This is a genomic window from Paenibacillus sp. S28 (assembly GCF_016624415.1).
GTDB lineage: Bacteria > Bacillota > Bacilli > Paenibacillales > Paenibacillaceae > Paenibacillus_AQ > Paenibacillus_AQ favisporus.
On the sequence record NZ_JACVTM010000007.1, the window covers coordinates 1 to 20,576 of the forward strand.

Consider the following 20,576-nt stretch of genomic DNA (forward strand, 5'->3'; position numbering starts at 1 on the left):
AGCACATGCAACCATTGATTTGTTTAATGCGTTTAGATTGTATCCAATTTACATTAAGGAGACCCTAGTATGAAGATCGCAAAAAAGATTCTTGCTATAACAATACTTTCTTTCACAGTTGCATGTGCAATGAATTCGAATAACGTTCCCGATCCTGCAAACGACTTACATACAAGAGTCAAACTGAATTACGATGTAACAAGTGTAGAAGATGTCATGAAAGTCAAAGGAATCAAATTTTTATCCCAACCATCTCAGCACGATTGGGTCTTGGCTGGCGAGGAGCCACATGAATATGCTGTTGGCAGTAGACGGGAGCAAACCGCCCCTCAGGAAGACGCTTCAGTTTATATTTTTGATTCCGAGCAGCAACGCAAAAAAGGAATAGCGGACTTCCACAAACAAACTGAAAAATATAATATGCTTTACCCACGAATTTATGAAAAGCGCAATGTTTTGATCTTATATTGGGCCACAGGAGACATGAATAAGCCTGCTAAACTGGGGGATAATTTCACAAATGCCATGAACAGCCTTCGTATTGTTACAGAGTTCAAAAGTACCTCATTAGGCGACAAGGAAGTTCCCTACACGATACGAATTGGCGAGGGGACTTTCGGTGGAATTGCGTTTACAAAAGGTACGGCAATTTCTTCTATCGACACACATATGAATGGAAGGGTACATACCCTTCAAATTCGAAATTGGAGGCTTCCTTCAGCGATTACCATTGAGTATAAAGCTAACAATATCGAAGTGAAGTATACTGAGAGTTCTTCTTCAAAAAGGGAAAATGTTCTGATCAGTTTTCGTGATGACGAATTAGATCCGACCCAAATCAAAGTGTTTTTAAACGGTCGAAAAGAACGTGTGGTTGGTATTGAACAAGGGATCGAATAAAGCTGTTTAAGTTGCATCGTAGCTGACATCAGATACTATCCTCTGTTGTGCTATCCTCGTGTCAGTTGGTCTAAAACAATTTGAACATTTTCATGTGTTAAGGTACTTAATGGCGGGGGTTAAGTAATATGCTCAACGTTTAGATACATTTAATCGGCAATCGGACTATGTTCTTGTCCATTCCGGTAATCGGTATAAGTTCTTGTCCTTGGCTTTGACAAGAACTTGTACCGATAAAATAAAAAAGTCGCTAAAATAGCGACTTAAATGGGACCAGTTCGTGTCCCTCGACAATAATAGTGACTCTCAATGGGACTATTTCGTTGCTTGGCTGCGTCATACTCTACCAGGACCTTTCGGTCCAGTACAATCACGCTAGAGGCTTAACTGTCGTGTTCGGGATGGGTATGCCCGGGATACCTCTAACATCACCACCTAGCAAACGTTATTCAAAAAAAAGTTTACCGCGAGAAAGTCACTGCACTTTCTCATCGTTTCAAGTACTACCCTTGAAAACTAGATACGAAACAAATCTGTATTTTAGCCCCTGCTTTATTCTTCCAGGTGAATTTGGATAAGCCCTGGACCAATTAGTACCTGTCAGTTTCATGCATTGCTGAACTTCTACCTCTGGCCTATCATCTTCGACTCCCTGCTATGCTCCCGAAGTCAAACAGTTAATTCTCTTCATCCGTTACCGGTGATGCTATGAAGGGTTCACAAAGTTAGATCACTGTTTTTTCTTCTGTGACCATGATGCCGACAGAGCTGAAGTCAATGAACTTCTTTTCGTCGGGTTGAACTTTTTGCAGGTAGTTGTCCGATGTGAAGAACGCATCATGGTCGGCCCAACTGTCGAACCAGATTTCAGTAAGCCCATCATACGCTGGTTGCGGATAGCCCTCGGCGGCAACCGGGTGAGACACCACATATTTTCGGACATACTTCTTGGCCTCTGGGATCGAGGTAAATAAAGGAGCGTGGTTATGTCGATGGTATTCTACGAACTTATCGACACTCATCCCCCCGATCCGATTGATCATATATACAAACTTTATCATGTCGTTTTCCACCTTTCTGTAATAGAGGCTCATTCGTTGTGGCGGTTTACTAAAACGTAAATTTCGTTTCGTTATCCAGTTTTCAAGGATCGAAGCAGTTTATTCGATACTGCAACTGGGTGAATTTCGGTCCAACCTTTCCAAGCGGATGAAATTCAGACAGCTTAAATATGAGAGTTGAACCCTCAAAACTGAGCAGCGAGTGAATAACAGATCTCAACCTGATTCGTTGATTTTACTCTGTAAAGTCTCATTCTCATTACTCATTTTTCAAAGATCAACTTCGTTTTTCATTACAGCCTTCTGATCAAATGAATTTCTATATTTCTAAGATTATTGAATTAATTATCAAAAAAATTTATGTCAACAAGAAGGGCGAATATTTTTCCACCACTCTGCGGTTCAGGCTGTAATAAATAAATGTTCCTTCTTTCCTCGATTGAAGTAATCCGCACTCCGACAACTGCTTCAGATGATGCGATAATGTCGAGTTGGCGACGTTTTTTAACTTCTCTCCCAGCGAGACGCAGCATTGGTCCGGTTCGCTTGCAAGGAGTAGGACGATACTGATCCGCGTCGGCTCTATGGCATCGCGCATCTCCGATTTGCTTTCCATGTACTGTCTCCTCGTTTTCCATCTATATTCTCATATTTCTAAATGTATAAAAATATAGTACGGTATTTTTTCTTATTTGTAAATCCCCATCAAAAAAATTTTTAAGCGTGATGGATATAGCTTTGGTAAAATCATTGATCCATCAAGTCCTCCAGTTACTCAGACATTCCTACGAACTAGTAATGGCTACCCACCGCCGCCACATGTTGGTTAAGTTGCTATTGTGCTGCCATCCCTCTATGAGCAAACGCTTTTCTCCGAATTGCTTGATTATTCTCAAGAATGCGCATTCTCGAGAAAACAATGGCCATGACGGATTGAAACAGTTATCAGGTGAAGAAATTCTTGGAGGCGGAGAAAGCGCAAAGCAATCTCTCCTGAGACCATCTGCTCTAAAAAGTGGTTACTTAGGAAAGATCTAGTCGCACTTTTGGAGCTCCACAAGGTCTCATGGTGGTGAACCATCCCATGTCTCACAGAGTCTTCGCTCCCACATTCCTTCGTTCAACCTATCCATGAGGTGGAGGTCAGATATGCTGCCCGCCAGGATCTACGTCCGTAAAATAGTTAGCTCCGACTCATCCTTGCTTCTGTTGTTATGCTCCGTTAATGCCTCGTTCGTGGATTAAGCGGCAACCGGTTCGCTTGCAATTCGAGGGATATCAGCCAGCATCTTATCCTCGCAGAATGCATGGCCATTCTTCAGAATTCCAAACAGTATCCGAATCAGCTTGTTGCATAGCGCAATGAGTGACTGCATTTTCTTGAGCGGATTACCCGTCTTGTTGTGTAATATTTTATTCATGCAAGGCCTTAAAAGCCGAGTTCTGCGCCACGAGTGGGATGACTACCCGGAAAAACAAGGCCCGTTGCCCTTTCCGGCCGCGCTTCGTGATCTTCGTCTGGCCTTTTTGCTTGCCGGACGTATTCTCTCGTAAGTTCAGGCCGGCCAGCTTGCTGATCTGTCTTGGATGCAGGTATTCCTGAATGTCAGCGAGGAATCCAACAGCCGTATCGCGGCCAATTCCTTTCATGGCATAAGGCTGGTTGCTGTACGGAATCTCCTTCAGGAGCTCATTCAATCTGGCATGCAACTCGGTGATCTGCTCCTGAAGAAATTCGTACAGTGTAAGCAACAGCTGCAATTCCATCTTGGCGAGTTCCTTGCCTTGTTCCTCCAATTGTTCCAGTATCTTTGTCGCAGGTTATTGTTGCCCCCAAACCTTCAGCAATCTCACGCAAAGGAACAAGGTTTGTGTTTTGGTAAATAACCGGTTCACTGTTAAAGCTAATCTTTTGACCGTTTATATACACCTTAAGTCCAGAGGCTTTATAAGTAGGTGCTGCTGATTTGCGTGAAGTGCTTTTTGAAGATGAATTGTTTTTACTTGTGTTGGAAGACGATGAACTCCCCGAGGAAGAGCTTCCTCCATTGTGGTAGTGATACTCTCCATATTCCAATCCCCATTTGGAACAATTCGTCCAGCATGTATGGCCTCCACTTGCATCTGTTCTACCTGGATGCGCCGAAACTAACCATCTTCGAAAGTCGTCGCCCAGATGTCTGGCAGACCGTTCCGGGGTGATAACCGCGTATATTCGAAACGCAAGCTCTATGCATTCGAACTCCCAGAGCCCGTACTGTTCGGAAAAGGGCACGGCCGCGGGGGTGGATCGCCGTTATCTATCGCGGGCGTTCACTCGAGGTTCGCCTTCCGCTCACGGTATTGCCCCGGTGTAACGCCCACCAGCTTCTTGAACAGCCGGTTCAAATAAGAGGGTTGATAGCCGATCTGCAAGGCAATCTCGCCGACCTTCATGTCGGTGTCGTCCAGCAGCTCCTTCGCCTTCTCGATCCGCAGCTGGATCAAGTAATCGATGAAATTGATGTCGGCGATATGTTTGAACGCCTTGCTCAGCGTGAACGGGCTTGTCCCCAAATCCTCGGCGCAGCGCTCCAGCGAGACGTCAGAGTCGTAATTCCCTTTGACGTACTCCATCGCCCGCTCGACGAGCCGACGCTGATGCAAGGCCTTGTCGCAGGCCAGCACTTTCCCGTATGGTCCGATTACTCGGACATGAAACCATTCGGTCAAGCTCTCGGGATCCCGCATTCCGCGAAGCTCGGCGTACAGATCATCGTCACCGTACAGCCCGCGCGGCTGGTAGCCGGCTTCCAGAATCGCGTGCTGGATGCTGCCGAGCAGCTGGAGTGCCCCGTCCTGGATGAACATTTCCTTGCCTCCCTCCTGCACGAGAATTTCCACGAAAGACTGTACGGCGGCAGCCGCCTCCTCGGGGAGCCCCATCCGGATCGCTTGCTTCACCTCCTTCTCAGCGCCAAACGGATACGGCACCGCCTCCCTTCCCATGCCGGGAAGAAGGTCCTCCAGGGAAAGAATCTGCGTCTCCTCCTGAACATCGCGGTAGCGGGCGGCTTGCCGAAGGTGCCGCAGCGATTCCGGCAAATCCGAAATTTTCGGCAGAGGCCGACCTATCAGGATTGTGCTTTGCACCTTCAGCACGGCGCAGATCGTCTCCGCGAGCGAAGCCGCCAGCTGGAAGGCACTGCCGCGTGCCGCCTCCTCCGGCTCCTCACGCCCGAAGGACAACAGGATGCCTACGGATAGATCCTGGAAATTGACGATATCCGCCTGTTCGCCGCGAGCGGCGGTCAACTCCTGCGCAATATTCGCTGCCGCGAAGGAGACAAGCTGAGCATCGCCGTCCGTGAAGCGCCCCTGCAGCCGGCTAAGCCCAGTAACCTGGAGGAGCACGAGCAGAAACCGCTTGCCGTCCATGCTCCAGCCGTAGGCGTTCATCCTCTCGCGAAGTTCCTCTTCCGTGAAGGAATAATAATGTCCTTGTATGAGATGAAGCAAAAAGCTTGACCGCATCCAGGGCTGTGCCTGCTCCAGTTTCTCCCGCAGCTCGCGGCTTTCCCGGTTCAGGTGGCGCCACTGCTTCTCGAGAAAGCCGATCTCGTCGCTGGGCGGATCGGGCGCGCGCCTCTCGTCATGGAACAAGCCGACGAGCCGGTGGATTGGATGATAGATCCGCTTGGAGGCAAGCCAGGACAGAAGAAGCGCGACGACAAAGCCGGACAGACTGACACCGACAATCATCCTAGACATCATTTTGACCGGAGCCGTCATCGAGGAAAGTGAAGCGGCGGTGACGTAGGTCCAGTGCAGACCCAGCCGGGTAAAATCGCCGAACGTGACGGTATATGTTTCGCCCTGAAAGTTGTACAGGAACGTGCCGGAACCCGTTTCACGCCGCTTGATCTCGGTAGCCAGCGCAGTCTCGAACGGCGTGCCTTCGGGAAGGCCCGCCCCTTTCTCGGTCACGACGAAGCGGCCCTTCTCGTCGATAATGAAGGAGCTGCCGGCCCTGCCGAGCGACAGCTCATGCACCAGGCTTACGAGCTTATCCCGGTCCAGATAAAAAATCAGGGTACCGTAAGGCTGGCCGATGCCCGGAACCTTATGTACGAGCGCCACCGTATGATCATCCGACCGGTTGACCCGTGGGAAGCCGTTCAGCCAGAACGCGCCTTGCTTGCTGGACATGACCGCCCGGTAGCCGACGAGATCGCTTGGGCTTGAGACGGCTTCGATCCCGTCGAAGTCGGAGACAACGACGGGCGACTTGCCGTCGACGAACAGATGCACCTGATCGACCAGCGGATAGAAGCCCTTCATAACCGTCAAGGTGCGGTACAGGTTTTGAGTAACGTTATATTGGTCCTTCAGATCGACGTTCCGGAGACTTCCGTCGAACCTCGGGTCGAACGCCCATTGCGTCGCCGTCAGTTCGAGCTGGTTCAAATCGCCATTAATGCGCTTCACCGCGTTCAGGAGTAGCGCCTCGTTCGAGCTCGTCACCTCCTTGCCGATATGCGAGCTGCCGAGTAGATAGAGTGTTATTCCGATAATTGCCGTCGGTAGGCATGTGATGCTCAGCACGATCAATAGGCTTTTTCGGTAGAAACGGCCTTTGATCGCCGGCGGCCGATCCGGCCAGTCCCTTTGGACGAAATGGTTCATGACGCTCCCTGCCTTTCTTTTTTTTCAATAGCTGCCCGGACCATCGTCCGATAACTTTCACTTGCCGACCGAAACGCCTTAACCGGCCTACGAGAGTAACCGGTTCTCGCGAGATGAACGGGAAAAACCCTCTTTTTCCAAATTAGAAAAAAGAGGGTAGTGCTTTCCAAACCTTTACTCGGAGCTGGATATCCGCTGCTGATAGGACGCATTGATTTCCTCGGTGATTTTAAGCAGGTCGGGATCGTTCTTAAGTTCTCCAACGAATCTGTCCCACTCCTCGATCGGCGCTTTCCCCAAAATGACCTTCGTCTTCATGTCCTGAATTTTCTTGCCCAGCTCGGTGCCGACCTTGGTATTCGTATCGGAATTGAGACCGACCGCAACCTCCGGCACGCTCAGTTTGGCCCGCTCGTCGATAATTTGCTTGTTCCGCTCCAGTATGTCGCTTGGCATACCCGAACGGTAGGCGCGCAAATACTTGTCGTATTTGATGAAAATTTGGCCGAGCGCCTGCTGTGCGACGATATCGATCTTAGCCTGTTCGGTTGGCACCTTCACGCCGTTTTCTTCCTTGTAATGTACGTCCTTGATGCCGAAGCTTGCCAAATCACTGCCCTCGTCAGAAGCGCCGTAGTCCATCAGCTCGAGCAGCTTCTTCATCTTCGCTTCGGGCACAGTCTTCGGAATCGCGTACATTCCAAAGAAGCCGGAATCACGGTTGACGTAGCCGTTCAGAGAGACAAGCGGAAGGAAGTCCGCCTTCGGATCGGTCTTCCGCAGCTCCTCCGTCGGTTCCCAGGCGGCTTCGACCGTATCCTGGAAGCCTCCCGCCCGGCCCGCCTTGAGCAAATCCTTCGCCTGCGAGTTTTTTAGCGTCGCGAGATCTTCGGGAAGGAGCTTCTCCCGGTACGCCTTATTCATCCAGACGAGAGCGTCTCGGACACCAGGTAGCAGATTAACGTTCACAAGCTTGCCGTCTACCAGCGACCAATCGCCGTTCGTCTTCGTGAAGACGTTCTGCAGCTGGCCGAGGGAGGCCATGCCGGACTGGTCGACGAAGCTGGCGTACCCGATCGTGTCGTCCTTGCCGTTGCCGTCCGGATCCTTTTCAACGAATGCTTTAAGGACGTCGTAAAATTCGTCGATTGTTTTTGGAACCTCGAGATTCAGCTTGTCCATCCAGTCCTTGCGTAGGTAAACGAAGCCGCCGCCTTCGACCGGACGGACCCGGGGAATTCCGTAGTTTTTGCCGTCAGCTTGCTTTGTGTTGGTCCAGGTTTCCTTCGGGAATTTCATCAAATTGGGGTAGTCCTTGATATATGGGGTGAGATCCCACAATGCCCCTTGCGCAACCATCGTCCGAACCTGAGCGGTGAAGGCGTTATCCAGCAGCATCAGATCGGGAATGTCCCCCGAAGCGAGCGTAACGTTCACCTTGTCGGCATAGTTGTTCGGCGAGACCCATGTAATGTTCAGCTTGGTGTTGGTCCGCTTCTCGATTTCCTTGACGACGACGTTATCCTTGCCCGGCGGCTCCGGCGTGTAATACATCGTCATGATGCTGACGTTCAGCGGACCGTCGCCGGAAGCTCCTCCCCTGCCTCCTCCGCCGCTGCAGCCGACCAGCAGGGCGGCGATGAGAAGCACTGAAACGGCAATCTTCGTTTTGTCAAGCTTGAACCTTCTTTTTCGCATACGCGAACCTCCCCTTTTTATTTTGCTTCTAGTAGTCTGGCCTTCGTCTATTCCTTGACGGAACCGACCAAAGCTCCTTTCGCGAAATGTTTTTGCAAGAAAGGATAGACGAGTAGGATAGGTACCGTGGCAATGACGACGGCGGCCATCTTGAGCGTCTCTGGCGGAATGCGCTGCTCCGACATCATCTCAGCCGCGGCCGAGCCTCCCGCCGCGGTGGACGCGTCGATCAGCATGTTCTGCAGCAGCACCTGCAGCGGATGCTTCGCGAAATCGTTAATATACAGTAGCGCCGTGAAAAAGGTGTTCCAGTACGCGACGGCGTAGAACAGGCCGAACGCCGCCATGGAGGGAAGCGACAGCGGCAGGATGACCCGGTACCAGACGCTGAGATCGTTGCAGCCGTCGATCCGTGCTGCTTCCTCCAGGCTGGTCGGGATGCTGTCGAAGAAGCCCTTCATCAGCAGCACGTACCAGCCGCTTGTCAGCACCGGCAAGATAAGCGACCAGATGCTGTTGATCAGATGCAGGTCCCGCACAAGCAGATACGGTGGAATGATGCCCGGATTGAATAGTGTTGTCAGCAGGATGGCCAGCATGATGAACCGCCTTCCCTGCAGTCTTCTGCGGGATATCGCGTAGGAAAGTCCTGAAGTAACGATGAGGCTCAGCGCGGTACCGACGATCGCCAGGAACGCGCTGTTCCCGATAGCTCTCATGAAAGCATCGGTGGAGAGCAAATATTTGTAGGAGACGAGGCTCCATTGCTGCGGGAACAGCACCAGCCCTTTTCGGATATATTCCGACGGGTCGGTGAACGACACGACGAATACATAATAGAACGGGAAGAAAGTGATCAAGCTGATCAAGCCAAGCGCGATGACGTTGATGGCGCCGAACGCGCGGTCTCCTAAGCTTTCTCTCATTGAAACGTTCGCCTCCACGGGTGAAATGTGTTAGTAGACACCTTCCTCGCCGAATTTCTTGGCCAATCGGTTGGCGCCGATGACGAGGAGCAGGCCGACGACGGACTTGAACAAGCCGACGGCGGTGCTGAAGCTGAACTGGCCCTGCCGGACGCCGAGACGGTATACGTAGGTATCAAAGACGTCCGCGACATCGGAGACGGCGCCGTTCATCATCAGAAACACCTGCTCGAAGCCGACGTCCATCATATGGCCGATCCGCAGAATGAGCAGAATGACGATGACGGGACGGATGGCCGGCAGCGTCACGTGCCAGATTTGCCTAAGTCGGCTCGCTCCGTCCATCTTAGCTGCTTCGTACAACTGCGGATCGACTCCCGCGATGGCGGCAAGGAAAATGATCGTGCCCCATCCTGCGTCCTTCCAGATGGACTGCAGCGTCAGCAGTCCCCAGAAATAGTTCTTGTTCGTAAGAAAATCGACCTTATCAAAGCCGAAGGCGACGAGCAGCTTGTTCACGACGCCGTCGCCGGTGGACAGAAGCAGAAACGTGATGCCGACGATGATGACCCAGGACAGGAAATGAGGTAAATAAATGATCGATTGTACGACTTTTTTGTAAGACGAAACGCGAATTTCGTTTAGTAGCACGGCGAGCAGAATCGGCAGCGGGAAGAAAAAAATCAGGCTTAGCAGATTGATCGCCATCGTATTGCGGAACAGCAGAAGGAAATCCGGATTCGAGAAAAACCGTGCGAAATGATCGAATCCGACCCACGGGCTGTTTAGGACTCCTTGATAGGGCGAATACTCCTGGAATGAAATGATCACCCCCCACATCGGCACGTACCGGAAAACGATGAAATAAATCAATCCAGGCAGCGCCAGCAAATACAAATACTTGTCTCTCTTCAGGCCCGCCCAGACGAGGCTGGGCGGGGAGCCGACGGCTTTGCCCTCGGCGGCCGCGGTAACCTTATCCGCAGGCACGTCCATCATGGATTCCTCCTTTGAATTAGTTGTGGTGAATGTCAACGCTTTCATGCGCCTTAAGGCAAGGGTACATGCCCTGCACGTTTCTGGCAAATGCCCATTCTTGTCCGCCCGTTTCCTGGCGTTGACCATTCTTGCGGGGGCCCGAAAAGCCCTCTGCGGCGGACTATTCGGCAAAAAAACAGCCGGCGCGCAGCTGGCTGTTTTTTTGAAGGAAGCGGCGCCTCGCTGCGCTCTCCCACCCACTGTAACGTTACATTGGATTTCATCTTTGATTTTCTGCTTTACCTCTTGAGCATTCTCACTTTTTACTTCCTCCACGATTTGCTCAAGCTCTCTGTTTATGTACTGCTGTAGATCGGTCAGCCGTTTTTTTATATAATCTATATCCTTATTCATATTTTAGTATCCTCTCCTGGTGTGTTTATCATGTTGCGGGAACAAAAAGAAAGTCACCTGGTTAATCCGAGCGGCTTTAATGGTTATTGCTCACTAAATCTTCTAAAGCGTATTTTAAGGTATTCTGCATGTTACGGTCTTAAGCTTTGGGGTTCTAGAAAGGTTCCTGTAGGGGGAAATTTCTGAGGGCTTATGGGGATATACAGGTTTAATACTCTCTTTCAGCAATGTATACAAACTTCATAAATTCATTCGTTTTTTTACCAGCCCTTCTTCATTTGAGTCCTGTAGTATGACTTACACCGGGATAATAAAGGGGTGAATCGAATGAAGAAATCGATTGTATTACTCTTATTAATCGTCATTACGTCTGGGCTGATCTGGTGCAGCTGGGGGCTTGTTTGGTCAGAGCAAGAACAGCCCTCTACAGCTGGTACTAGCGGCTGGGAGGAAAATAGGCTTATTGCACATGCACTTGGTGGAGTCAATGGCGCTAGTTCCACTAATTCTTATGAGGCATTTATAACCAATTATAATAGAGGGTACCGTTTGTTAGAGGTTGATCTTGTGCAGACGACGGACGGGGAGCTTGTAGCCAGACATGATTGGTCGCACAAGCTGCAGCCGGATTTGGCCGCTCATCGCGGACGAAACGTAACAAAGCTGCAGTTTGCAAACTCGCTTATAATGGGCAGATTCCACCCTCTTACACTGCCGGATATACTGCAGCTGATGCAGAAATATCGTGATTTTGACTTAATCGTGGATTCGAAGGCAGGCAGCACAGAGCAAATTCAGCAGCAGTTTACGTATCTAGTCAATGAGGTGCGCCGTACTGATCCTGCACTGCTCAACCGGATTATACCTGAAATTTTCAGCCCGGAAATGTATGACACGGTCATGGGAATCTACCCCTTTCCTAACAAGATGTATTCACTTTACAAATCTGGCGCATCCGCCGAAAGTATTGTAGAGTTTGTAAGGGACAAACATTTGACTTCGGTTGCCATGCCTGTATACCGCGTGTTTATCAACCCCAATCTAGTTCCAGCACTAAATAAGCTCGGCGTAAAAAGCTTTGTTCACACCGTCAACAGCAGACCGGTTATGCAGCTGCTGCACAGCTTCGGAGTGCATGGATTTTATACGGATCAGGAAGAATCACCGGAGGAGCTGATACTTGCAGACGCTCCCCCCGACCGTGTTGACTTTCCGGGATATATCAGTTCCGGATTGGCGAGTATAAGCAATATCTTGATGAAGGTGAGAAATAATGGCTATAAATAATATTCTTGTTGTAGACGATGAACCGGAAATTCGAGAAGCGCTCGTTATTTACTTGAAAAGCGATGATGTGGATGTATTTATTGCCTCTAACGGATTGGAGGCGCTGAAAATCCTTGAACAGGAAACGATTCATCTTATTATCATGGACATCATGATGCCGCAGCTCGATGGAATCAAGACGACATTTAAAATTCGTGAAAGCAAAAATATACCGATCATTATGCTTTCCGCCAAATCGGAAGATAGCGACAAGATTTTGGGACTCAACGTTGGTGCCGATGACTATATAACGAAGCCGTTCAATCCTCTGGAGCTGGTTGCTAGAGTCCGATCTCAGCTGCGCCGATTTACGAATTTAGGTTCCTTCCAGTCAAACGGGGAAGAGATCATTCAAGTAAGAGGACTCGTGCTGAACAAAAGCTCGAAGACTCTTGAGGTAGATGGAGAGGATGTCAGACTGACCCCGAAGGAATACAAAATTTTGGAGCTGCTGATGGAGAACAAGGGCAGAGTTTTCTCGATCGAAGAGATTTATGAGAGGGTGTGGAATGAACCGATTTTCGCTTCAGAGAATACGGTTGCCGTACATGTGAGAAATATTCGCGAAAAAATTGAAATCAATCCCAAAGATCCAAAATATTTAAAGGTGGTATGGGGAATTGGATACAAAATCGAGAAAAAGTAACGCAGATCGGCATGTCCTGATCGACCTTCTTGTCTTAATTGTCGCCGTTATCTTATGGATCGTTGTGCTGATAGATTGGTATCCATATGTGTCGAATCTGTACCTGACACTGCTTGCCGTTACTATCCTTTGCTTGCTGGCAGGCAGACTGTCTCTTTATTTTAAGGAACCACTTAGCAAGCGTTCCTTCTGGCATGGCAGTGTGCTGATAGCTTACTTTCATTTTTGGAGAACTGGTCTTAGAGCCAGTCTGCAAAACTGGAGACTAACGTTTGGCCTCATCGTTATGCTTCTGCTAACCGCGATAGCCGGTATTTGTGTTTGGAAGGCAGCCACATATTACTTCTTATACGAACATGGCTGGCCCATGCTTTATGTATTGCTGTATGTGCTGTTCCTGGTTCCGTATATACTTTCCAAGCTTAGACGCTTCATCGCGATCATCAACGGGAGCAAAGAAATTGCCGAAGGGAATATTCAAAATGCAATTCAAGATACCGGGAAAGACGCCCTATCTGAACTTGCTGGCTATATTAACAATATGAAAGCCGGATATCAAAGCGCGCTGGAGAATCAAATGAAAAGTGAACGGTTAAAAACTGAACTGATTACCAACGTATCGCATGATTTGAAGACCCCGCTTACTTCCATTATCAACTATGTCGATTTATTAAAAAAAGAAAATCAATCGGAGAAAGCTCGAGCCTATATTGAAACACTGGACCGCAAGGCGCTCCGGCTGAAGCTATTGATTGAAGACCTGTTCGAAATTTCAAAGATGGCCAGCGGCACAGTTGAGCTGGATATTGAGTACGTCGATGTTGCAACCTTGTTGACACAGGCGATTGCCGAGTCCAACACCAATATGGGACATGAGTCGCCCGTGATTCGGGAGAGAATCGCTAAATTCCCGATCCATGCGTATTTGGACGGCAATAAAATTTGGCGTGTATTCGAAAATTTAATTGTCAACGCGCAGAAGTATTCGCTTCCAGGAACCAGAATCTATATTTATTTGGACGAATCTGATGATCTGGTATTATTCAAAATTCAAAGCACCGCTGCTTATGAGATTGATTTTGCTGCGGAAGAGCTATTCGAACGTTTCAAAAGAGCAGATGAATCCCGCCAGACAGAGGGCTCCGGACTAGGACTGGCAATTGTGAAAAGCATCGTTGAGCTGCACGGCGGGCAGATCAGTATCGAGATTCACGGCGATCAATTTAACGTTATTCTGCATTTACCCAAGCAGCGCTTAATTTATAAGTCATAAAACTAGGTTAACCCTCATACTCCTTTTCAGGATGTATGGGTTTCTTCATGAACTCTTCCAGCCTGTTCACTAATATATTCTAATGAAACCCTGCGCTCATCTCTGTTGAAACAAAATAAATTCCGGTGGTTTTCGGTTGCTTGGGTTGCGATTAGTAATTCTTGAACCACTCCATTTCCACATGCTTCGAATACTCTCCAATCATCTTTCAATATTAGTTCAATAATCTTTCTTTTATCTGACCAAAAAACGAATAGATCTAAATCATAATGTTTTCTAGTTTCTTCGCCCAGAAATATATCAATAGCCATTCCTCCGCAAATGGCCCATTCATTTCCCCATGTTTCGAAAGTTTGTTTTGCTTGTTCAATAATTGAGTTCATAACAATCAATCAACTCCTATACATCTTATAGCAACACTTGCAGTAATTTCTGATAACCTTTTTTATTGACGACGTACTGGCCCCTTAGAGTCGCTCATATAGTTGTAAGGCTTGCCGAACACCTAATGCAGTGACGTCCCGACGGGCTTAGGGGGCTGGATGCGGTCACTCGCTTCACAGAGTGACCCGAAGCGTCAATATGGTGTTAGTCGAAGTATTTTCTGGAAGCAGCCATTGCATTTAAGGCGTTCTCAAAATAGCTATATACTTCATCTGCATTTCTCAGAAACTCTTCAACATGTACATTACTATCCAAGTAACATGCGTACAGATAATCAACTAAAGCGGAGTCAATCTCACAATAGTTTAATATGGCATTCTTCATCTTAATAATGTCATCTTGCCATACACCTGTATCTTCTAAAATCAAAGAGTATAATGCACGAATTAATCTCTTAGAGTAACCTTTAATATATCTAGTTTTCATAGTGTTATCACTAGCATTAGAAAGTAAACTATGTATACGATCTACTTCGTCCTTGGTTTCTGTATTTAAGTCTAAAATGAACTCTGGAGAAATAATTATCGGTGGTACTTTTTCACCAACGTCATCACCATATATGCAAACACAAATGATCTTAACCCAAAAACCCCACTCATTTGGTTTACTTAATACATCGTCAATCGAGCAAATTGTCGTATCAATCTTGGTTAATACTGGATATTCTTCTAAAAACCTGTCTTTAATATTTGACAATCTTTCGTAATCAATATCTTTGGGATTTACACATACAATAGTAAAGTCTGCATCTGACTTAAAAGGTTTAGCCGTTCCTTTTGGAATCGAGCCACACATATAAATGCTATGAATCTTACCTTTAAATTCGGTAAGTATATTATCTTTATACTTATCAACAAAATCCTTATATTCACTTTGTATTTCAATTCTATTTATAACTTTTCTTAATATCATATAGACTCCTCCTAAACTAAAAACTTCTTTCGGCTAACGTTCAGGCGTTCACGAACCTTCACCGACTTAAGTGACCGAAGTGAACGGCCGCGATGCGGTTACGGTGCAGGGTTGTCCGCCTGATCCAGCTTCCTCGAAAACCCTCCGCGGACCAAGGTGCTTCAGCCCCGATGCGTGAATGCGGTGTTATAAGATGTAATCGCCTTCTTAGAAATACCTACACTGATTATTTCCTTCATTTAGTTCAAGAAAGTCTTCTAGTTCAAGAAAGTCTTCTATCTTCCAATTGTTTAAATAATGTATTTAAGCTTTCTTCTACAGTTTGATGAGCTGTATCTATGACTATGTGGTCCCGATCCCAAACATCATACTCTCTATTTCTGACCTGCTCCCACGTCGGAAGTATAAAACCTGGAATATCAGCTATACGCATTTCGATTCGATTCCTGTGCTCGATATAATCAGAGCAAAGTACTTCAATTTCCACATAAGGTATTCCGAGAGAATCGGCCACGTTGCGCCAAGCCTGGCGCGTAATTTGGATAGGATTAACTGTATCTGCAATCACATCTAGGCCCAGTTGAAGGTTCTGTGATGCAATTGCATAACACACAATATAACCCTCAGGCCCTTCGATGGTCTTTCCAGCATCTCGCATAGCCTGCTCCACGACATCGACCCGAAGATACGTAGCCTTTAGTTCTCTTGCTAAAGCCGATGATAATGTGGTTTTTCCGGTACCCGGCAGTCCACTAAATATGTAAAGCATTAAACTCATCTCCTTCGGGAAAAGCACCTTGGTTTTTCTTCTTTGCGCTGATTTCTACTTCTTATCTACGAACTTCGTAAATAACTTTAAATGTAGAGTATTCGCGAAAATCAATAAGCTCCCCTGCCTGTTAGCTTAATAAATTTAATTAATAGTTCAATGCTTATCTAATCGGTAAGCGGCTTATATTCTTGTCCTTTTCGGTAATCGGTACAAGTTCTTGTCCTTGGCTCTGGATAAGAACTTGTACCGATAAAACAAAAAAGCCGCTAAAAAAGTGACTTTCAATGGGACTATGCTCTTATCCTTCGACAACTGTATGTTCTTGTCATCTTACATGTGCGAGTCTATACACGAGAAAATACCTGCCCCTCTCCCGGGCAGGTATTAAAGGTGAATCGTATGAATGGCTCAGCATCGATCACTAAATATTAGTCCAGGAGGCTGTAGATCTGAATGCTCTCCACCTTGGCATTCTTGATATGAAACGACATCACATCCACATAATTGGATGGCTCGTAACGGAATTCATCCTCCTCATTAGGGGCTCCATCACCAAGCAGTTTCCCCTCAGGGTAGGCGTTTTTGAGTGTATCCAGGCTGTCACCTGCTTTAATGTTTCGTACTGTCGCGTACTTAGGATCTGTAATTTCGATATGAAAGATGGAGTCTTGTTTCCCCTCCGGTATACTGATTGTTTTAATCTCCAGACCAGGATACGTATAAACCTTTTCTGTAAAACCGATTAACGTATCCATGTTTGTTCCATCACCGGCACTGTACGTATGAGATTTCAGGTTAACCGGTTTGCCCAGCATCTGTTCCATCTGATCTTCATTTGCTGTATCCGAAATCGCAATGGTGTGCTCATTATAGACAAAAGCAAGCTCCTTCAGCACCACATTGCCTTCCTTCTCTATCGAACCTTCCTTAATCGCTTCAGCACTCTGTCCTTCCGAATTTTCTGAAGCAGGCGCCGTAGAATTTGATGCTCCTTCGCCTTTGGCCTGTTCGTCGGGCGTGTTTTTTTCAGCCGAGTTCTGCGCCGCTTCTGGCGACTTGGCACCATTGGACTGACAGCCCGTCAGTGCCATCGTTAGTAAAATACTCAGCAGGATACCAGCTGCTGCTTTATTTATCAATTTCATCATGATCCCTCCATAAATGTGTGATTTCTTCTTATGAAGTGATTGTAAAAAAAGCATTTGTTAGTCTCATAACAGAATTGTATCAATCTTGTAACGCAACTATTTACGCGCGTTTTTACGCACGGGGTAACACAATCGTAACGGTCGTTCCTTCCCCGATCTGACTTTCCATGTCGATATATCCATTAAACCGTTCTACAATCTCTTTGCAAATCGAAAGTCCAAGACCTGAACCGTTCGCTGTGCTTGCATTTTTCGCCCGGTAAAAGCGTTCCTGCACTCTCTCCAGCTCATCGCCCGCGATACCGATACCTTGATCACGTATCCGTATAACTACCTCGCTTGGCGTATGTTCCAACTTTAATTCGATTAGCGATGGACTGCCTGAATATTTGATGGCATTGTCCACTAGGTTGGCGATCGCATTGGAGATCAGCATTGGATTCACGTTGGCGTGGACTCTCGTCAGAAGCTTATCCTCCGGTTCCGCCTCCCTGAACATAATCTCGATTCCTTTATCTTTGGCCTTGGCACCCATACTCATTGCGACTTGCTGAATCAGTTCGTTCATTTCCGTCTTCCGGGCTTCCAGTTCGTTAGAACCAGCCTTGTCGAATCGGGATAGCAACAACAGTTCGTTAATCAAGCGCGTCAGTCGATCCGATTCCTGAAGCAGATGAGCATAGATTTTTTGCAGTTCCTTGTTCTCGTTCTCCCCTTCAACCAAGTATTGAGAGAAACCACGAATTGCTGCCAATGGTGTTTTTAACTCGTGAGATACGTTGGAGACAAATTGTTTCTGGTACTGAATGTAATCATGAAGCTGCCGCCCCATGGAATCCAGCCCCTCTGCCAGCATACCCAGCTCATCCTTCCGATTTAGATGAACTCTGCGGAACTCCTGTCTAGAGAAACTTTGCGCAGCGCCAAGCAACAGCTTAATCGGCTTGGTTGTGTTGCGGGCAATCCACAGACTGGATAACGTAATCAGTACAATAAATCCGCCTGCACCCGCAAACAGGATATAACGGATTTGATTCATAATCGCATAAAAGTAGGAAATGTCCTCCACGAACTCATACACATAAGCGTTTTGGTAGTATTGATCCTGAATGGGAGTGGCAAAATAAAGCAGATGATTTTCCGTTACGGTGTAGGCGTAACTGCCGCTCAGCGCTTTCTCAATATTCTTTTCAAAAATAAGAGGTTTGCCATCATGAATGATGATGCCACCCACAGCCAAGCCCAGCAAGTGCTTGGAGCTATCATAGATACGTACTTCCTTGCCTGAAGCTTTCAGCTTCTCCAGAGCAAGTCTGACGATTTCTTTTGTCTGCGGCTCACCTGTCGATGATCTATGCTGTGCCAACACCTCACGGAAGGACAACTCGGACAGATCCGCCTTCTCCATCATCTGTTTTTCAATGGTAATGAAGCTGTAGTAATCGATGGCTTTATTCACCGCAAAAATGATGATGCCAAAGGACAGCACGGAGAAAAATAAATAATTCAGCAGTAACCGGGTTGCATACTTCAGGCCTCGCCACCTCCAAGTTGATAGCCAAATCCATAGATCGTCCTGACATACTTCGGTTCGTCAGCGTTATCCTCCAGCTTCTTCCGTAATCGCATGATGGTCATATCCACACTGCGACTGTCTCCCATAAAGTCATATCCCCATCCGATCTGCAGCAGCTCATCCCGGGTAAAGATTTTGTCTGGCCTTTTAAGTAACGTTTCCAGAATTTTAAACTCTTTGGCCGTTAATGACACGGGTACACCGTTTTTCAGCACCCTTCGGCTTTCCAGATCGAATGTCAGCTCTTCATGAATGATGCGTGTAGATTTCACTTCTGTTCCTTCACTTGATTCCTCCTTGCTCTCGTTTCTTCTCAGAATCACCTTGATCCGAGCGAGCAATTCACGATTGTCAAAGGGTTTGGTCATGTAATCTTCCGCCCCTAGCTCTAGTCCCAACACCTTGTCGATTACCTCATTTTTGGCAGAGAGCATGATCACAGGAACGGCACGTTTCCCGGTGATTTCCTTGCACAGGTCATATCCGGAGCAGTCAGGCAGCATCAAGTCAAGCACCACCAGGTCCGGCCCAAAAGCATCCAGCAGCTGCAGGGCTACTTTACCATTTTCAGCCGTTTGAACGACATAGTTTTCTCTTCTCAGTACGAGCTCAATTAAATCTCTGATTGCGACTTCATCGTCAATGACAAGTATTTTCTTCAATGTGCCCCCCCCTCTAGCCTTGTTCCGCAGCTTGAATCATAATTCACCCTCATCTTAGCACAGACACTTTAGATTCCTCCACCAACTGGATGATGAGGTATATTCCTCTGAGCCCAACATAACTAGTAATAAACCCGAAGAAAGGAGAACAATCCATGGATCTTCACGCAATTCTTTGTCTATGGACATACACGTCTCCTCACGGCCTTTCGAAACGTATTCGGAGTTGTTTCATTGCCAGATGATGCCTGGAAAATGATCGCAAAGTCTTTTCTCGACATGGCACGTTTTTGATTCAGCTATTCTTGGTGAAGAGATCGTAAGGTACCTTAAACGAAAAAACGCACTTCTCTCGAAGTGCAATCAAATCTACAATATATTCAATCTGTTGGAACGTAACCATATCAACCATTTACCGATACTTGTGGTATGGATCACCGCTATCCAAGCGGCAAAAGTAGGACCGTCGGACTTCGCTTATCGAAAGGGCGGTACAGGATCAGCACTAAGTACGATCTCGGTATATGTTTTCATCCCTTGAGCCAAAAGACACATCTACCATCCTCTTCATTTCTTTTCTAAAATGCTTTGACGAGTTTGTTTTATCTAATCCAAATGAGATCACAGTTTAAATTGAAGTACTTCCGATCATTGAAGCTGGTTTCTTTGACCATAAAACAGCATTCAGAGTTTCAGTCACTCCAAAGAGACACAATACTTCTACTCAGATCTTCATCTAATCGAAATGCGAAAACTATCCTGCATAATGCTACTTAATGAGGTTTTGGACCGATTGTCTTTGTATTTATCTTTTCCGCTATGTTAATCTTTTCTGCATAATCCAATGAAACAAGTAATGGTACCAAACAAAATGACTACGAAGCTTAAGCTTGGAAATCTAAATTTAAAATCTACAATTAAATTAAAAACTAAGCCAAGTAATATAAGTTCCCCACCAATTATCATGATCTTTTTTCCAGTTAAATTATGGCGAAAAAATAAAACTGCAATAATAAATCCAAATATAATTGTCACAATTAGTAAGATACTTATGAATTCAAATCCAGTTTCGGTTAATTGAAACATACGATAAAAGGTATTCGTTTCCCGCCCTACTTCGGTCATTTGATCCCTCCAAGATCCACATGAGATTACTCATCTACAAATCTTCCCTT

General features: G+C 46.9%; 17 protein-coding genes and 2 pseudogenes. 4 read left to right on the forward strand and 15 right to left on the reverse strand.

From position 1 onward, the window contains the following. The first annotated feature begins 69 nt into the window (after positions 1-69). Complete coding sequence (locus IAE55_RS17750) at positions 70-900, forward strand: hypothetical protein (RefSeq protein WP_145165307.1); 831 nt, start codon at positions 70-72, stop codon at positions 898-900. A gap of 725 nt (positions 901-1,625) precedes the next feature. Here the strand turns inward: IAE55_RS17750 and IAE55_RS17755 are convergent. The 8 genes and pseudogenes from IAE55_RS17755 to IAE55_RS17790 form a co-directional block, all read right to left on the reverse strand. After that, a complete protein-coding gene (locus IAE55_RS17755; RefSeq protein ID WP_105442839.1) occupies positions 1,626-1,961 on the reverse strand; it encodes an EthD domain-containing protein in 336 nt (111 codons plus the stop codon). A gap of 358 nt (positions 1,962-2,319) precedes the next feature. Further along, positions 2,320-2,577 carry an ArsR/SmtB family transcription factor gene (locus IAE55_RS17760; protein ID WP_200633400.1) on the reverse strand — a complete coding sequence of 86 codons (258 nt, stop codon included), beginning with the start codon at positions 2,575-2,577 and terminating at the stop codon, positions 2,320-2,322. Between the two features lie 625 nt (positions 2,578-3,202). Next, a pseudogene (locus IAE55_RS34355) lies at positions 3,203-3,749 on the reverse strand (transposase); the annotation flags it as partial. Next, a pseudogene (locus IAE55_RS17770) lies at positions 3,745-4,164 on the reverse strand (YHYH domain-containing protein); the annotation flags it as partial. The pseudogenes IAE55_RS34355 and IAE55_RS17770, both read right to left, overlap by 5 nt. Before the next feature lie 110 nt (positions 4,165-4,274). After that, positions 4,275-6,626: a helix-turn-helix domain-containing protein gene (locus IAE55_RS17775; protein ID WP_200633401.1), complete on the reverse strand. Its 2,352-nt coding sequence runs from the start codon at positions 6,624-6,626 to the stop codon at positions 4,275-4,277. 174 nt (positions 6,627-6,800) lie between these two features. Continuing rightward, entirely contained in the window at positions 6,801-8,324 is a 1,524-nt protein-coding gene (locus IAE55_RS17780; RefSeq protein WP_200633402.1) for an extracellular solute-binding protein, read from the reverse strand. A gap of 47 nt (positions 8,325-8,371) precedes the next feature. Then, entirely contained in the window at positions 8,372-9,250 is an 879-nt protein-coding gene (locus tag IAE55_RS17785) for a carbohydrate ABC transporter permease (protein WP_200633403.1), read from the reverse strand. A 30-nt stretch (positions 9,251-9,280) separates the two neighbouring features. Beyond that, positions 9,281-10,246, reverse strand: a complete 966-nt coding sequence (locus IAE55_RS17790) for an ABC transporter permease (RefSeq protein WP_145165313.1) — start codon at positions 10,244-10,246, stop codon at positions 9,281-9,283. A gap of 723 nt (positions 10,247-10,969) precedes the next feature. Here IAE55_RS17790 and IAE55_RS17795 point away from each other — a divergent pair. From IAE55_RS17795 to IAE55_RS17805, 3 genes are read left to right on the forward strand one after another with little or no spacing between them, the layout of a single operon-like run. Further along, entirely contained in the window at positions 10,970-11,929 is a 960-nt protein-coding gene (locus IAE55_RS17795; protein ID WP_200633404.1) for a phosphatidylinositol-specific phospholipase C/glycerophosphodiester phosphodiesterase family protein, read from the forward strand. After that, positions 11,916-12,614, forward strand: coding sequence for a response regulator transcription factor (locus IAE55_RS17800; protein WP_145165319.1), 699 nt, complete (start codon positions 11,916-11,918; stop codon positions 12,612-12,614). The genes IAE55_RS17795 and IAE55_RS17800 overlap by 14 nt, the downstream gene beginning before the upstream one ends. Next, positions 12,589-13,887: a histidine kinase dimerization/phospho-acceptor domain-containing protein gene (locus tag IAE55_RS17805; RefSeq protein ID WP_200633405.1), complete on the forward strand. Its 1,299-nt coding sequence runs from the start codon at positions 12,589-12,591 to the stop codon at positions 13,885-13,887. The genes IAE55_RS17800 and IAE55_RS17805 overlap by 26 nt, the downstream gene beginning before the upstream one ends. A gap of 26 nt (positions 13,888-13,913) precedes the next feature. Here the strand turns inward: IAE55_RS17805 and IAE55_RS17810 are convergent, their stop codons facing one another. The 7 genes from IAE55_RS17810 to IAE55_RS17840 form a co-directional block, all read right to left on the reverse strand. Beyond that, the gene (locus IAE55_RS17810) at positions 13,914-14,270 is read right to left on the reverse strand and encodes a nucleotidyltransferase domain-containing protein (protein WP_145165321.1); all 357 of its coding nucleotides are present in this window, start codon (positions 14,268-14,270) and stop codon (positions 13,914-13,916) included. Positions 14,271-14,475: 205 nt separating this feature from the next. After that, positions 14,476-15,243, reverse strand: coding sequence for a nucleotidyltransferase domain-containing protein (locus IAE55_RS17815; protein WP_200633406.1), 768 nt, complete (start codon positions 15,241-15,243; stop codon positions 14,476-14,478). Between the two features lie 262 nt (positions 15,244-15,505). After that, the gene (locus IAE55_RS17820) at positions 15,506-16,012 is read right to left on the reverse strand and encodes an AAA family ATPase (RefSeq protein ID WP_200633407.1); all 507 of its coding nucleotides are present in this window, start codon (positions 16,010-16,012) and stop codon (positions 15,506-15,508) included. A gap of 431 nt (positions 16,013-16,443) precedes the next feature. Then, positions 16,444-17,163, reverse strand: coding sequence for a hypothetical protein (locus IAE55_RS17825; RefSeq protein ID WP_234489653.1), 720 nt, complete (start codon positions 17,161-17,163; stop codon positions 16,444-16,446). A gap of 112 nt (positions 17,164-17,275) precedes the next feature. Beyond that, positions 17,276-18,622, reverse strand: coding sequence for a sensor histidine kinase (locus tag IAE55_RS17830; RefSeq protein ID WP_325168655.1), 1,347 nt, complete (start codon positions 18,620-18,622; stop codon positions 17,276-17,278). 71 nt (positions 18,623-18,693) lie between these two features. Then, complete coding sequence (locus IAE55_RS17835; RefSeq protein ID WP_200633409.1) at positions 18,694-19,401, reverse strand: response regulator transcription factor; 708 nt, start codon at positions 19,399-19,401, stop codon at positions 18,694-18,696. A gap of 822 nt (positions 19,402-20,223) precedes the next feature. Continuing rightward, complete coding sequence (locus IAE55_RS17840; protein ID WP_200633410.1) at positions 20,224-20,526, reverse strand: hypothetical protein; 303 nt, start codon at positions 20,524-20,526, stop codon at positions 20,224-20,226. Positions 20,527-20,576: the final 50 nt, after the last annotated feature.

What these genes read in the sequence shown, in the direction of transcription:
- IAE55_RS17750 (WP_145165307.1), top strand. Translation starts at nt 70, where the DNA reads ATGAAGATCGCAAAAAAGATTCTTGCTATAACAATACTTTCTTTCACA.
- IAE55_RS17755 (WP_105442839.1), bottom strand. Translation starts at nt 1,961, where the DNA reads ATGATAAAGTTTGTATATATGATCAATCGGATCGGGGGGATGAGTGTC.
- IAE55_RS17760 (WP_200633400.1), bottom strand. Translation starts at nt 2,577, where the DNA reads ATGGAAAGCAAATCGGAGATGCGCGATGCCATAGAGCCGACGCGGATC.
- IAE55_RS17775 (WP_200633401.1), bottom strand. Translation starts at nt 6,626, where the DNA reads ATGAACCATTTCGTCCAAAGGGACTGGCCGGATCGGCCGCCGGCGATC.
- IAE55_RS17780 (WP_200633402.1), bottom strand. Translation starts at nt 8,324, where the DNA reads ATGCGAAAAAGAAGGTTCAAGCTTGACAAAACGAAGATTGCCGTTTCA.
- IAE55_RS17785 (WP_200633403.1), bottom strand. Translation starts at nt 9,250, where the DNA reads ATGAGAGAAAGCTTAGGAGACCGCGCGTTCGGCGCCATCAACGTCATC.
- IAE55_RS17790 (WP_145165313.1), bottom strand. Translation starts at nt 10,246, where the DNA reads ATGGACGTGCCTGCGGATAAGGTTACCGCGGCCGCCGAGGGCAAAGCC.
- IAE55_RS17795 (WP_200633404.1), top strand. Translation starts at nt 10,970, where the DNA reads ATGAAGAAATCGATTGTATTACTCTTATTAATCGTCATTACGTCTGGG.
- IAE55_RS17800 (WP_145165319.1), top strand. Translation starts at nt 11,916, where the DNA reads ATGGCTATAAATAATATTCTTGTTGTAGACGATGAACCGGAAATTCGA.
- IAE55_RS17810 (WP_145165321.1), bottom strand. Translation starts at nt 14,270, where the DNA reads ATGAACTCAATTATTGAACAAGCAAAACAAACTTTCGAAACATGGGGA.
- IAE55_RS17815 (WP_200633406.1), bottom strand. Translation starts at nt 15,243, where the DNA reads ATGATATTAAGAAAAGTTATAAATAGAATTGAAATACAAAGTGAATAT.
- IAE55_RS17820 (WP_200633407.1), bottom strand. Translation starts at nt 16,012, where the DNA reads ATGCTTTACATATTTAGTGGACTGCCGGGTACCGGAAAAACCACATTA.
- IAE55_RS17825 (WP_234489653.1), bottom strand. Translation starts at nt 17,163, where the DNA reads ATGATGAAATTGATAAATAAAGCAGCAGCTGGTATCCTGCTGAGTATT.
- IAE55_RS17840 (WP_200633410.1), bottom strand. Translation starts at nt 20,526, where the DNA reads ATGACCGAAGTAGGGCGGGAAACGAATACCTTTTATCGTATGTTTCAA.